The 13864-nt window shown below is 67.4% G+C and carries 10 protein-coding genes; 6 read left to right on the top strand and 4 right to left on the bottom strand.

Going from position 1 to position 13864, the window contains the following annotated elements; genetic code table 11:
* Nucleotides 1-24: 24 nt before the first annotated feature.
* The gene (locus BLU04_RS04425; RefSeq protein ID WP_093282720.1) at nucleotides 25-999 is read left to right on the top strand and encodes a polysaccharide deacetylase family protein; all 975 of its coding nucleotides are present in this window, start codon (nucleotides 25-27) and stop codon (nucleotides 997-999) included.
* 44 nt (nucleotides 1000-1043) lie between these two features.
* Here BLU04_RS04425 and BLU04_RS04430 read toward each other — a convergent pair whose 3' ends face one another.
* Nucleotides 1044-1616, bottom strand: coding sequence for an MgtC/SapB family protein (locus BLU04_RS04430; protein ID WP_197673028.1), 573 nt, complete (start codon nucleotides 1614-1616; stop codon nucleotides 1044-1046).
* Between the two features lie 63 nt (nucleotides 1617-1679).
* Here BLU04_RS04430 and BLU04_RS04435 point away from each other — a divergent pair, with 63 nt between their 5' ends.
* Nucleotides 1680-3368 (top strand): putative manganese-dependent inorganic diphosphatase, encoded by a 1689-nt coding sequence (locus BLU04_RS04435; RefSeq protein WP_093282722.1) that lies wholly within the window; start codon nucleotides 1680-1682, stop codon nucleotides 3366-3368.
* A gap of 352 nt (nucleotides 3369-3720) precedes the next feature.
* On the opposite strand, the gene BLU04_RS04440 is transcribed toward BLU04_RS04435, so the two are convergent.
* Complete coding sequence (locus BLU04_RS04440) at nucleotides 3721-4245, bottom strand: hypothetical protein (protein WP_157895116.1); 525 nt, start codon at nucleotides 4243-4245, stop codon at nucleotides 3721-3723.
* 304 nt (nucleotides 4246-4549) lie between these two features.
* Between BLU04_RS04440 and ilvN the strand changes: the two genes are divergently transcribed.
* A complete protein-coding gene (gene ilvN / locus BLU04_RS04445) occupies nucleotides 4550-5044 on the top strand; it encodes an acetolactate synthase small subunit (RefSeq protein WP_093282727.1) in 495 nt (164 codons plus the stop codon).
* A 39-nt stretch (nucleotides 5045-5083) separates the two neighbouring features.
* A complete protein-coding gene (ilvC, locus tag BLU04_RS04450; RefSeq protein WP_093282729.1) occupies nucleotides 5084-6109 on the top strand; it encodes a ketol-acid reductoisomerase in 1026 nt (341 codons plus the stop codon).
* 72 nt (nucleotides 6110-6181) lie between these two features.
* Here the strand turns inward: ilvC and BLU04_RS04455 are convergent, their stop codons facing one another.
* Nucleotides 6182-9385, bottom strand: a complete 3204-nt coding sequence (locus BLU04_RS04455) for a hypothetical protein (protein WP_093282731.1) — start codon at nucleotides 9383-9385, stop codon at nucleotides 6182-6184.
* 237 nt (nucleotides 9386-9622) lie between these two features.
* Here BLU04_RS04455 and BLU04_RS04460 point away from each other — a divergent pair, with 237 nt between their 5' ends.
* Together BLU04_RS04460 and BLU04_RS04465 are read left to right on the top strand one after the other, a co-directional pair.
* Nucleotides 9623-11821: a TonB-dependent receptor gene (locus tag BLU04_RS04460; protein ID WP_093282734.1), complete on the top strand. Its 2199-nt coding sequence runs from the start codon at nucleotides 9623-9625 to the stop codon at nucleotides 11819-11821.
* Between the two features lie 14 nt (nucleotides 11822-11835).
* Nucleotides 11836-13164, top strand: coding sequence for a HAMP domain-containing sensor histidine kinase (locus BLU04_RS04465; protein WP_093282736.1), 1329 nt, complete (start codon nucleotides 11836-11838; stop codon nucleotides 13162-13164).
* On the opposite strand, the gene BLU04_RS04470 is transcribed toward BLU04_RS04465, so the two are convergent.
* Nucleotides 13145-13819: a response regulator transcription factor gene (locus BLU04_RS04470; RefSeq protein WP_093282739.1), complete on the bottom strand. Its 675-nt coding sequence runs from the start codon at nucleotides 13817-13819 to the stop codon at nucleotides 13145-13147. The two genes, BLU04_RS04465 and BLU04_RS04470, sit on opposite strands and share 20 nt — an antisense overlap.
* Nucleotides 13820-13864 lie beyond the last annotated feature (45 nt).

Below are 13864 nucleotides of genomic sequence, written 5' to 3' on the forward strand. Positions count from 1 at the left end.
GATTTGCTAGCCTAGGGGGCTCGAATGGAAATTTCACGGAAAACCTTTCTCCGCAACCTCGGCCTCGCCGCCGGGGGCTACGGCCTCGGCGCCCTCGGGATGGGCCTCGGCCGCGCCCTCGCGCAGAGCCCTGCGGCCTCCTCGGCCTCCGCTTCCCCGGCCTCCGCTTCCCCGGCCGCCGTCACCTCCGAGGTGATCGACGGGGAAAAGGTGATGCGGGCGCTCCCCCTCGACAAAGGGGCCCAGAACATGGGCGGCGCCCATTGGGTGAACAGCGGCCCCGGCTTCGGCCGCCGCATGGCCCTCAGCTTCGACGACGGCCCGAACAACAAGGTCACCCAGCGCGTCCTCGCCGAGCTCGAGAAGCGGAACATCCTCGCCACCTTCTTCCAGATCGGCATCCGCGTCGAGGCGGAGCCCGGCATGTCCCGCGCCGTCGCCGACGCCGGCCACGAGGTCGCGAACCATTCCCTCACCCATCCGCAGTGCAACAAGCTCTCCGACGACCGCCTCGCCTACGAGCTCTCGAAGACCCAGGAGCTGATCGAGGCCGCCACGGGCCGCATCCCCGTCTGGTTCCGCCCCCCCTACGGCGCCTTCCGGCACGACCAGGGCGTCCAGGCCGCCTCGCGCGGCCTCGGCGTCGCCCTCTGGTCGGTCGATCCCCGGGACTGGTCCCAGCCCGGCGTCGACAAGATCGCCCAGACGATCCTTTCCGAGGCCCGGCCCGGCTCCGTCGTCCTGATGCACGACCTCCACAGCCAGACCGCCGACGCCCTCCCGCGCATCCTCGACGGGCTGATCGAGCGCGGCTTTGAATTCACGACGATGACCGGCCTCTTCGGCCTCCCCTACGGCTACCCTTCCGGGGCGCTCCCGCCGAACACCCCCGCCGCCGCCCCCCTCCCCGAGGGGGTGCCGACCGGCGAGCCTGCCGTGAAGGTCCCGACCCCCGCCGCCGCGCCCGTCGTGGGGAACCCGTTCCCGACGGCGACGTAGGCGACCCCGGGGAGAGCCGCCCCGCCGTCCGCCATCTTATAGGTCTATAGGCTCGGGTCATCCCCGGGCTCGGGGGGCTTCGGCTTGAAGCGGCGATGGACGCCCTTCTCGATCGTCCCGCCGATCAGCAGGACGACGAACGCAAGCCCCGCCGCCACCCCGATCGGGAGCCAGTATCCCATCCCGCATCCGACGCCGAGCATCGAGACGAGCCAGATCGTCGCCGCCGTCGTCAGGCCGTGGACGTGCTTGCCGCTTTCGGAGCGGAGGATCACCCCCGCGCCGAGGAAACCGATGCCGGTCAGGATCCCCTGCATCACGCGGGAGAGGCCGTTGCCGTCGAAGGGGGCGTCGCCGAGCTGCCTCAGCGCCAACAGGGCGGCGAGCCCCGAGCCGAGCGCGACGACGGCGTGGGTGCGGAGCCCGGCGGGCTTGTTCTTCAGCTCCCGGTTCAGGCCGACGAGGCCCCCCAGCAGCGTCGCCATCCCCAGGCGGAGGACGATCTCCCCCGCGCCCAACTCCGGCAATCCGTAGTTCGTGTTCACCCCGGCATTCAGGTCCGGTCGCGCCCGGAAGTCAATCGTTCCGGCGCTCCCGCAGGCCCAATGAGAGTTCAAAAAGGCTTTGAAAAGGGGGCCCGCCCAAACCTATCCTCTCCCTCCTAACCTTTTCCGCCCTCCATGCCCACCTACGTCATTGGCCATCTCAATCCCGACACCGACGCGATCTGCTCCGCCATCGCCTACGCCGACTTCCTCCGCCGCACGGGGCGGATCGCCGACGCCGAGGCGGCCCGCTGCGGCGACATCGGGGAGCGGATCGCCTTCGTCCTGAAGGAGGCCGCCCTCCCCGAGCCGAAGCTCCTCGCCGACGTCCGCCCCACGGCGGGCCGGATCGCCCACCGGAACGTGAAGCTCCCGAAGACCGACGACACCTTCCTCGCCGCCTTCGACCTGATGCGGGCCGCCGACCGCCGCAGCCTCCCCGTCGTCGACGCCTCGGGCGGCCTCGCCGGGATGGTCTCCCTCTTCAAGCTCGGCGACCTCCTCCTCCCCCCCGCCGCCGGGGAACGGGCCGACGAGGCCCGCCGGATCGAGACGAACCTCGCCCGCATCGCGCACAGCCTCGGCCTCGCCGAGGGGAAGGCCGTCTTCCTCAACGAGGTCCGCATCGACGCCGAGGAGAAATTCCACCTCTCCGCCGCCGCCCTCACCGTCGACCACTTCCGCGAGCGGCTGAAGGACTACGACATCGCCCGCCTCCTCGTCATCGCCGGGGACCGGCCCGACATCCAGAAGGTCGCCATCGACCTCGGCGTCCGCGCCCTCGTCCTCACCGGCGGCACCCGCCTCTCGCCGGAGCTCCTCGCCGAGGCGAAGAGGAAGGAGATCGCCGTCCTCGTCGGCCCCGACGACACCGCGACGACGATCATCCGGGTGAAGTGCTCGAAGCCCGTCGGCAAGGCGCTGGAGAAGGAGACCCCCAGCTTCCCCGAGACGACCTTCGTCGCCGACCTCCTGAAATCGGTCGAGGGGAACGCCCACGACCTCTTCCCCGTCGTCGACGGTGCCGGGAAGGTCGTCGGCTTCTTCGCGAAGGACGACCTCATCGATCCCCCCCGCGAGCGCCTCGTCCTCGTCGACCACAATGAGTGGAGCCAGACGGTGCGCGGCGCGCAGGAGGCCGCCGAGATCGTCGAGGTGATCGACCACCACCGCCTCGGCGGCGGCCTCGCCACCCAGAACCCGATCCGCTTCATCAACGAGCCGGTCGGCTCCACCTGCACCCTCGTCGCCCGGTTCTTCGCCGAGGCCGGGATCGAGCCGACCCCCGGCATCGCCCTCGCCCTCGCCGCCGGCGTCATCTCCGACACCCTCTTCCTCACCTCCCCGACGACGACCGACGCCGAGCGGGCCCTCCTGCCGAAGCTCGAGAAGATCGCGGGCCGGAGCCTGAAGGAATTCTCCGACGCCTTCTTCGCCACCGGCTCCCTCCTCGCCACCCTCCCGGCGGCGAAGGCGATCAAGGCCGACTGCAAGGAATTCGAGGAAGCGGGCTGGAGGAGCGGCGTCGCCCAGATCGAGGAGCAGAGCCTCGACAAGTTCTGGGAACGGAAGGCCGAGCTCCAGGCCGCCCTCGACGACTACCGCGCGGCGGCGAAGCTCGACCTCACCTGCGTCCTCGTCACCGACATCACGAAACATGACAGCGTCCTCCTCGTCTCCGGCGTCGAGGCCATCGTCGGCGCGATCGGCTACGCGAAGCTGGAGGAGAACCTCTACGAATGCCCCGGCGTCGTCAGCCGGAAGAAACAGCTCCTCCCCGAACTGATCAACGTCTGGCGGAAGGCCCGGGCGGGGGTGAAGTAGGGGATCGCGGGAGAGGGGCGGCCATCTCTCTTCCCTGAGATAGCACCCGAGTTTCCCCGGCCCACGGACGCGTGGTTCCTCCCATACGCTGCGGGGAACTAGCGGACACGCGCTACCCGGGAAACATGGCCTGATCGATAACGCTCCCAACAGTTCAGGCCTATCAGAGGGGGAGGTGCAGGAGGGGCGCAGCCCCTCTTGCATCTTTAAACGCGCGGATTACATCCCCCTGTACAGGGTCTGTACCCAGTCCCGAAGGGCGCTCCCCTCCACTTCGCGGCCCCTTTCCCCGCAAAAACAAAAAGGGCGGCGGGATTGCTCCCGCCGCCTTTTCGATGAAGACCGGCGACGCTTACTTGTTCGACGCGACCATCGTCTCGGCGCTGAGGCGGTCGTAGCGGCTCTTGTCGGCGCTGCGGCCGGCGAGCTTCGGGTTGCTCACGTCGGCGACGAGGTGGATGCTCTTCTTGTCGGGTTCCCAGAAATCGACCCAGGCGGCGGGCGTCGTCCCGGCGAGCCACTTCGGCTGCGCGTGGCGGTTGTCGATGCCCCAGTAGCGGCCCGTCGTGTCCCGGTAGACGAAGAGCGCGTGGCGCTGGCCGAAGCCCGCCGCGTCGGTCCAATCGTAGACGACGATGTGGCTCTCGCCCCCGGCGAGGGTGAAGCGGTGCTGGAGATCCTTCGCGAAGACCCCGCAGGTGGTCCAGCCGCCCTTGCCGTGGACGTCGAGCGCGGCGGCGATTTCCCAGCCGTCGTCGAAGGTCTTTTCGGCGGCCTGTGTCTTTTCGCTCACTCCCGCCAGGGCCGAGATCGCCGAAGTCATCGCGATCATTCCGCCGAGGAGGAGCACCGCCATCGTGTTGGACAGAGTCTTCATGTTGTGACTATAGGAAACAAAGTTCGTGCCAATCGAGAGAAGAATAGGAAAAGATTATGTAAGTCTTTTCCTACACACTGATATAAACTCCTGATTACGAGGATTATCGATTTTTGGATTTTTCGATACACAGATTTCTTTTTACGCAACTTCCATCCAAAACTACCCCCCGAAACGGCCCCAAAACCGGCCTGAACTGGAAAGTTCTTGACCCGCGTGGTCAGGATTTTACCCTCACCCTTCCCTTCTTTTCGGCGATTTCCCTGATTTCGCCCCGGGAGGGGAACCAACGAAAAACCAGCCCATGCGCCACACCATCAGCGTCCTTGTCGAAAACAAGTTCGGCGTCCTCACGCGGATCACCGCGATGTTCAGCGGCCGGGGCTACAATATCGACACGCTCAACGTCGGCCCGACGCACGACGAGAGCATCTCCCGCCTCACCCTCGTGGTGATGGGCGACGACAAGACCCTCGACCAGGTGACGAAGCAGCTGAACAAGCTCGTCGACGTCATCGAGGTGCAGGACTTCCGTGACGGCGAGTACATCGACCGCGAGCTGATCCTCATGAAGGTGAAGGTCGGCGCGAAGACCCGCGCCGAGGTGCTCCAGATCTGCGACATCTTCCGCGCGAAGATCGTCGACGTGCAGCCGAAGAACCTCACGATCGAGCTGACCGGCAACGAGAGCAAGATCACGAAGTTCATCAGCCTGATGGACCACTTCGGCACCATCGACCTCACCCGCACCGGCAAGATCGCCCTCCCGCGCGAGCAGACCGACGCGGCGCAGGACTAGGCCCCTTTTACCCCAACACCAACGAAGAAAGAGAAAGACATGCCCGCCAAAATCTACAAGGACAAGGACGCCGACCTGAAGCACCTCAGCGGCAAGACCGCCGCCGTCATCGGCTTCGGCTCCCAAGGCCACGCCCACGCGCTCAACCTCAAGGAGAGCGGCGTCAACGTCATCATCGGCCTCTACAAGGGCAGCAAGTCGATCGAGGTCGCCAAGAAGCGCGGCTTCAAGGTCTACTCCGTCGCCGAGGCGGTGAAGAAGGCCGACGTCATCTTCGTCGCCGTCCCCGACCTCACCATCCCCTCCGTCTACAAGAGCGAGATCGCCCCGAACCTCACCAAGGGCAAGACCCTCCTCTTCTCCCACGGCTTCGCCATCCACTTCAAGACCGTCGTCCCCCCGAAGGACGTCGACGTCATCCTCGTCGCGCCGAAGGGCCCCGGCCACCTCGTCCGCCGCCAGTACACCGAGGGCAAGGGCGTTCCCTCCCTCATCGGCATCTACCAGAACCCCTCCAAGAAGGCCAAGGCCACCGCGCTCGCGTGGGCCAAGGGCATCGGCGGCACCCGCGGCGGCGTCATCGAGACGACCTTCAAGGAAGAGACCGAGACCGACCTCTTCGGCGAGCAGGCCGTCCTCTGCGGCGGCACCTCGGCCCTCATCAAGGCCGGCTACGAGACCCTCGTCGAGGCCGGCTACCAGCCCGAGATGGCCTACTTCGAGTGCCTCCACGAGCTGAAGCTCCTCGTCGACCTCATCCACGAGTCGGGCATCAGCGGCATGCGCTTCTCGATCTCCGAGACCGCCAAGTGGGGCGACGTGATCATCGGGCCCCGCATCGTCAACAAGGCCGTGAAGGCCGAGATGAAGAAGGTCCTCACCGAGATCCAGAACGGCAAGTTCGCCAAGCAGTGGATCGCCGAGGCCAAGGGCGGCAAGAAGAAGTACCAGAAGCTCCTGAACGACGGCGCCAAGCACCCGATCGAAAAGACCGGCGAAAAGCTCCGGGCGATCATGCCCTGGATGCAGTCGAAGAACATCAAGGGCTCCCAGGCCGCTTACTAAGCGCCGGACCCTCGCTCTTCAAAAAAGGCGGCAGGAGAAATCCTGCCGCCTTTTTTGTCTTTTTCCCCCTCCTCACGGCGTGTCGGCCGCGATGAAGGCGATGGCGTCGCCGATGACGAAGGGCTCGGTGCCGCTGTTGTTCAGCTCGACGTAGCCGGTGGTTCCGGCGGCGAAGGAGTAGGTGCCGAGGAGGACCCAGTTGCCGCCCTGGGCGGGCTGCTCGTTGACGGGGACCGACTGGGTTTGGCCGCCGGTGTAGGCGACGGTGAAGTTGGCCGCGCTCAGCCGCGTGGCGTCGCCGTTCGGGAGGCGGCAGTAGACGTTGTAGCGGCCCGCCGTGGTAATGGTCGGGGTCCAGCGGAGCTTGGCGCTGCCGGTGCCGCTGGTGGTGTAGAGGTAGTTCGTCCCGTAGTAGCCGGTGTTGGTCGTCGAGGCGGTCCAGGTGCCGGTCTGGGTGGCGGCGGTGTTGTCGACGACGATCGAGGCGGGGAGGACGAAGGCGACGGCGTCGGCGATGAGGTAGGTGCCGCTCGTCGTCCCGGCGTCGCTCAGCTCGACGTAGCCGGTGGAGCCGGGGAGGAAGTGGTAGGTCCCCATGAGGATCCAGTTGCCGCCGGGGACCGGCTGCTCGTTGATCCGCGTCGCCCGGGTGCCGTCCGCGTAATGGACGGTGAGGAGGGCGTTGGTGGCGCGGGCCGAGTTGCCGTCGGGGATCCGGTAATAGACCTGGTAGTTCCCTTCCTGCGGGAGGGTCGGGGTCCACCGCGTCGTGTTGGCGCCGCCGCCGGTGCTCACGGCGTAGTGGTAGTTCGTCGCGTAGTAGTTGGGGAGGCTGCTCGACGTCGACCAGCTGCCGCTCCGCGAGACCGAGGCGTTGGGGCCGTTGTTGGCGCTGTCGTTGTCGACGATCACTTTCACGGTGGCGGTGGTGGAGAGGGCGGGGCTGGGGATCGGGTTGGCGATCAGCTCGAAGGCGAAGCCGCTCCCGGTGTCGAAGTTCACCGAGAGCTGGTTCCCCGTCGTCACGATGGGAAGGGTCCCGAGGCGGGCGCCGTTCATCCCGATCCGGTAGGCGGTGAAGGAGGCGGGGCTGAGGGTGGTGGCGAGCTGGAAGTCCCCCGTGGTGTAGAGGAGGAGGTTCGGCGTCGTCGAGGAGACGGTCCCGGCGGGGACGGTGTAGCTGTAGTTGCCGGGCCCGTCGTTCAGCGCGACGTTCTGCGAGCCGGTGAACTTCGCGTCGGTGGTGTTGATGACGACGAGGCGGCCGCTGGAGGCCATCGGCTGCCCGTCGAGGCTCGCGGCGAAGAGGGTGCCCTTCGCGATGGTGGTGGTCGCCGAGGCCTGGGCGTTGCTGAAGGCGAAGGCGGCCCCGTTCAGCGTCCCGGCGGCGGCGATCATCCGGGGGGAGTTGACGGTGTAGCAGCGGTTCGTGAGGTCGAAGACGATCTCGCCGGTCTCGGAGACGAGCTTGTTCTGGTTGAGCCCGGCCTGCTGCATCGTCTTGATCGCGTTCTCGACGGGATCGGTGGCGCTGAGGGCGTCGATGCATTTCTGGGCCGCCTGGAGGCTCGTGAGCGTCGAGGTGATCGGGACGAGGTTCGCCGAGGGGAGGATGCCGCTGGCGACGCTCGCCTGGGAGGTCGAGGCGCTGATCTTGTAAACCGCGACGGGGACGGTCGGGGCGTCGACGTAGACCGTCACGGTGTTGTACATGTAGGAGAGGTAGCCGAGGTTCGCCATGCCGGCGTTCTCCCAGCGGGAGTCGCCCTTCTTCCCGCAGGCCGACTTGTCCCGCACGATGACGAAGCGGGGCGGGGCCTGCTTCAGCTGGCTGGCCCGGAAGGCGAGGACGCCCTGGTACTCCGACATGAGGACGATCGGATCGGCGGCCATGCTGAATTCGTTGAAGGCCCCGACCCGGAAGTCGGTGAGGCCGTCGTCGGGCCGCTGGAAGCAGAAGTGGTTGATGTCGTCCCAGCCCTGGAAGGCCCCGATCGTCGAGGCGAAGAGGGCGGCCTGGTCGCGGCCCGGGTTGGGGAAGACGTCGTGGAATTCGGTGAGGAAGACCGGCTTCAGGTATTCCTGGTTCAGGGAGAGGTAGGGATAGGAGCCGACGTATTTCCCGGTGGCGAAGGTGTCGCTGAGCATCGGGTAGGAGGTCGGGTTGTAGACGTAGTTCCCGGAGCCGGGGGTGACGGTCCCGATGTCCCACTGGTAGTAGAGGTGCATGTCGTAGGCGTCGGTGACCTGGTTCCGCCAGTAATTCGTGAGGGGGCTGTGGAGGTAGTTCAGCCCGTCGACGAGGCACTTCACCTGGAGGGTGTTCTGGAGGTATTGCTTCATCCGGTTGTACACGGCGACGGTCTTCTCCGTGTAGAACTCGGTGAGGGAATCGGTGGTCGAGGAGCTGGGGAGGCTCCAGTAGTCGGTGGTCGTGGTGATCGGGAAGGCGGAGACGGTCGCCCGGCCCTTCCCGGTGAGGAAGGTGTTGAATTGGGTGAGGAGGAGGGGGGAGAGGGTCGAGTTCGGCTTGGCGAGGTTCGGGAGGAGGGCCTCGTTCCACGGGCACATGCCGATCACCATCGGATCGTCCTTCAGCGCCACGTGGGTGTATTGGTTGACGTGGGAGAGGTACATCTCGGTCTCCTTCTGCCAGAGGTAGTAGGCGTCATCGAGGAAGGGAAAGAGGAAGCCCGGGGACTGCCCGTAGGCGTTGAGGGAGGGGATGCTCGAGAACTGGAAACTGGTGAAGAGGTCCATCTGCACGTAGATCCCCTTCTTCTTCAGGCTGGCGAAGAGGTAGTCGAGCTGCTCGAGGGAGGCGGTGTTGAAGGCGAGGAGGGTCGGGTCGGTCGAGGTCGGCGTCTGGAAGATGCCCTGCTGCCAGCTTTCCATGATGTCGTGGCCCATGATGCGGGCGACGTTGTATCCCATGGCGGCGAGGCGGTCGGTGAGGGCGTCGACCTGCGGGTGGGTCATGAAGGTCGGGATGTTCGCGCCGTAGAAGCGGACCTTCGCGTTCGGGTTCCCCTCGAAGAGGATGTCGCCGTCGGCGTCAATCGTCGCCCAGCCGTACTTGCCCGCGGGGGCGTCGTTCATCCGGGAGAGGTCGAGGGCGCTCCCGGTGACCGTGCCGGGGTGGGTGTCGAGGATGTTCCAGGTCTGCGCGGGGGCCGGGGCGACCGTCCATTGCAGGAGAAGCAGGAAGAGCAGGAGGAGGGTGAGGCCGGGCAGGCCGACGGGGCGGGGGGTGAGTCGCGAGGGGTTCCTATTCATCTGGGGTCTCCGGGGGTGGGGTGGAAGGTGGTCCGACGGGGCGCGGGTGACGCGCTAGTTTATAAATTTAGTTTATTAATTAGTGGAAACGCAACTTTATATTTGCTTACCGTTAAAAACTAGCGACCGGGACGAGTGATCCAAATGAGGGCGGAATGAGCCGTCGAAAGGCGGGGGAGGCGGTCCCCTTGCGGGTTGACGCGCTCCCCCCGTCCCGGGAGGATCGGGCGTTCTCCTATGGGTCGAAAATCCGCTCTCCGACTGCTGCCGCTCTCCCTCCTGGGGTGGGGGCTCGGTCTCGGCGCGCTTTCGTCCCGGGAGGCGCGGGGGGAAGAGGCCGCCGCCGTTCCCCTTCCCGTCGTCACGGTGACCGGCGCCGCCCCGGGCGGGAGCGCGGGGACCGGTACCGCCGCGGTCTACGACCAGGCCGCCATCGAGACGATCCGCCCCTTCAACCTCACCGACCTGCTGAGCCAGAATTCTTTCGGCTTCTCGGTCAATTACTCGCCGGGCCATACCCTCTTCAACATCCGGGGGGCGCTGACCGCCGCGCAGGGCTGGGACGACGTCAGCCAGATCCCGGTCCTCGTCAACGGGCGGCGCGCGGGGACGGCGAACATCGGGAAGCTCTCCACCGAGGACGCGGCGCGGGTCGAGGTCTCGCGCGGGCCCGCCTCGGTCGCCTACGACAGCACGGCCTCGATGGGGGGCGTCGTCAACCTCGTCACGAAGGACGGGACGACGGCCCCGGGCAACCGGGTGACGGGAACCTTCGGCTCCTTCGACCGCTACACCGGCCAGATCGAGAGCGGCGGGAAGGAGAAAGCCTTCGACTGGTACGTCTCGGCAACCGGCTCGACGAGCGGGAACTACACCTCGGGTTCCGGGAGCGCCGGGACGATGCCGAACACCGCCTACGACCGGGGGAACCTGAACCTCACCCTCGGCTACGACCTCGACGCGACCGGCGCGAACCGGATCGAGGTGATCGTCCGCCACGACGGCGTCTACGACGCGGGCCACCCCGGCCTCACCTACAGCCTCACCGACACCGACACGCGGATGAACACCTCGGTCGACGCGATCTACACCGGGGCGGCGACGGGGGGCGGGCTCCGCTGGTCGGACCATTTCTATTACGTCCAGGACGTCGACATCTTCGACTGGCCGCAGAATCCCTTCATCGGCCTCGCCGCCTCCGGGGCCGGCTACTACGGCACGCCGGGCGTCCTCCGGGACCGCGACGCGCGGACACAGAACCTCGCCGGGGACAAGATCGCCTTCACCGTCGAGCCGACCGAATCGAACACCCTCCTCGCCGGCGTCGACCTCGAGCACGGCTGGCTCGAGAACACCCGCTCCCGCGTCGCCGCCCCCGGCTACCCGGCGGCGAATCCCTTCGCCCCCGCCGTCAACCTCCCGCCGACCGAGTACAACAACGAGAGCTACATGGCCGCCGTCTACGCCGAGGACGCCCAGCGGTTCCTCGACGACCGCCTCGTCCTCCAGGCGGGGGGCCGCTTCCAGTTCACGAACGCGAAGCTCCTCGGCACCGAGTACCAGACCGCCTCCTTCGACTCGGCGGCGCGGAACGCCGGTTCGGGGACCTACCGCGTCGCCTCGGCCTACGAGGTGCGGAAGGGATGGAAGCTCCGGGCGAGCGTCGGCACCGGCTTCCGCGCCGTCACCCCCGGGGAGCTCCACTCCGCGACGCAGCAGGGGAACGGCTTCACCGTGTCGGGCAACCCGAACCTCAAGGACGAATACAGCCTCACCTCGGAATACGGCGTCCACGGCGAGGAGGGGCCGCTCTCCGCCGACCTCGCCTACTTCCGCAACACGATCCACAACAGCGTCGTCTCCCTCCCGACGGCGACCCCCCTCGTCTACACGTGGCGCAACATCGACCGGGAGAAGATCAGCGGCCTCGAGGCGGCGTTCTCCTACGACCTCGCCCGCCTCGGCAAGTGGGCCGGCTACCGGCTGGAGCCCTACGCCACGGGGAGCAAGCTCTTCCAGTTCGACGGCGAGGGGGTCCCCTACGCACTGAGCGATTCCCACATGTTGAAGATCGACGACTACCAGGCGACCCTCGGCCTCCGCGGCGGGAAGATCGGGAAGTGGAGCAGCGACTGGTACGCCGTCTGGTCCGGCCCGAGCTACGAGAGCGCCGCCTCCGAGGGCTACACCGCCGACAGCCACCTCATCTCCCAGGTCCCGTCCTGGTGGGTCCTCAACATGCGGCAGAGCTACGAGGTCACCGCCTCCCTGAGCCTCTTCTTCGGGATCAACAACCTCCTCGACCGCGATTACGATCCCGCCTCCCTCGGCCTGAACCGGGCGAACTCGGGCATCCTCCCGAAGGCGACCGCCGGGGGCCTCGGGTCGAGCGCGCCGGGGCGGGAATTCCTTGGCGGCTTCGTCGTCTCGTTTTAACATCGGGGGCACGAATGACGACCCGCCCCGGCTTCTGGCTCCGCCTCATCTCCCTCGGCATCCGCGAGGAGATGGACTTCGGGCTGCGGAAGAAATTCCACGTCCTCAACAGCGTGGCCCTCGTGATCACCCTCTTCTCGGCGATCCTCGCCACGGTCAATTACCTCCAGCGGAACCACCATCTTCTTCCCTACAACGTGACGATGACCGTCACCGGGGCCGCCGGGCTCTGGCTCCTGTCGCGGGGATTGTGGCGTCCGGCGCTCGTCGGCCTGGCCGTCATCGGGATGACGGTCTCGGCCCTCCAGGCGTGGCTGACCCGCAACGGCCTCGAGGTGAATTTCCTCTGCTTCGGCCTCCTCATGATCTTCCTGATGGATTCCGGCTTCTGGCGCTTCTGCTGGGTCTTCCTCGGTGGGATCGGCTATGTCGTCATCCTCGGCGCCCATTTCGAGTTCTTCCGCAATGCCGGGGTCTCGCAGGGGAGGTACATCACCAATGTCGTCATCGGCGTCGCCACGCTCTTCGTCTACTGCGAAGTCTTCCGCCGGGTGAGCGACGACTACCGCGCCCTCGTCGAACGGAAGAACCGCGACCTCGACCGGGCCAACGAGGCGAAGGAGACGCTCTTCGCCCTCGTCTCCCACGACCTGCGGGGACCGGTGATCCGGCTGAAGGAATCGGTCGACCACCTCGTCGCGGGCCGCCTCACGCCGGAGCGGTTCGAGTCGATCCAGGGAATCCTCCGGGACGACATCCACCGCCTCCACGCCTCGATGGAGAGCATCCTCCGGTGGGCGTCGAGCCAGATGGCCTTCCACGAGATCCGGCTGGAGCGCGTCGCCCTCGCCCCGGCGGTCGACGAGACCCTCGCGCTCTTCGCCGCCGTGGCGCGGGAAAAGGGGATCGCCGTCCGCAACGGCGTCGCCCCCGGGATCGCCGTCCGCGCCGACGCCGGGCGGCTCCAGGCCGTCCTCCGGAACCTCGTCTCGAACGCGTTGAAATTCACCGCGCCCGGCGGGACCGTCTCGATCGGGGCGCAGTCCGGCGTCGGTGCGGGGGAAACGCGCTGCTGGGAGATCGCCGTCGCCGATACGGGGCTCGGCAACGGCGTCGATCGGGCCGGTTTCGCATCGGGCGCGGCCACGGTGCGGCGGATCCTCGAAAACGGGGAGGGCGCGGCGGCCCACTGGGGGAGCGGCGGCGACGGGACGGGCGAGCGGGGCTTCGGCCTCGGCCTCCGGCTGTGCCGGGACTTCCTCCTGGCGCAGGGCGGCTCCCTGCGGGCCGAGGAAGGGAGCGCGGGGGGGACCGTCCTCGTCGTTACCTTGCCGGAGGGATGATCTCCTTGCTCCGGCGGACGAACTCGTAGGCGGCCTGGTCGAGGTCGATGCCGTCGGCGAGGCGGAGCTTCGACTTGATCCGCTCCCGGTAGGAGCCGACGGTCTTCACGCTCAGGCCCATCTTCTCCGCGATCGCGGCGGGCGCGCCGCCGAGGCCGATCAGCCGGAAGACCTGGAGCTCCCGGTTCGAGAGGGCGTCGATCGAGGCCGGTTCCTCCGCCCCCGGGGCGGCGTCCTTCCACGCCGCCTCGCTGACGGCGAGGCCCCCGGAGACGACCGTCCGCAGCGCCGGGACGAGCAGCGCCGGATCGCATCCCTTCATCAGGTACCCCCGCGCCCCCGCCCGCAGCGCCCGCCGCACGTAGAGCCGCTCCTCCATCGCCGTGTAGACGACGATGCGGAGCGGCGGGTGGAGCGCCGTCAGGTCGTCGATCAGGTCGAAGCCGTCCCGCCCTCCGAGGTGGAGATCGACGACGGCGGCATCGGGCCGGAGCCGCTCGACCAGGTCGAGCGCCTCCCCCGGCGTCGCCGCCTCGCCGCAAAGGACGAATTCCTCGGCAGCCGCCTCCAGGGAAAGCGTCACGCCGAGCCGGACGACCGGATGGTCGTCGACGATCAGGACGCGGCAGGGGGAGGAGGGAGAGGCCTCGGACATCGCGGAAACGATGACCGGATTCCGAGCCCTCGGCAAGAGAGAGCT

The sequence above is a fragment of the Verrucomicrobium sp. GAS474 genome (genome assembly GCF_900105685.1).
GTDB lineage: Bacteria > Verrucomicrobiota > Verrucomicrobiia > Methylacidiphilales > GAS474 > GAS474.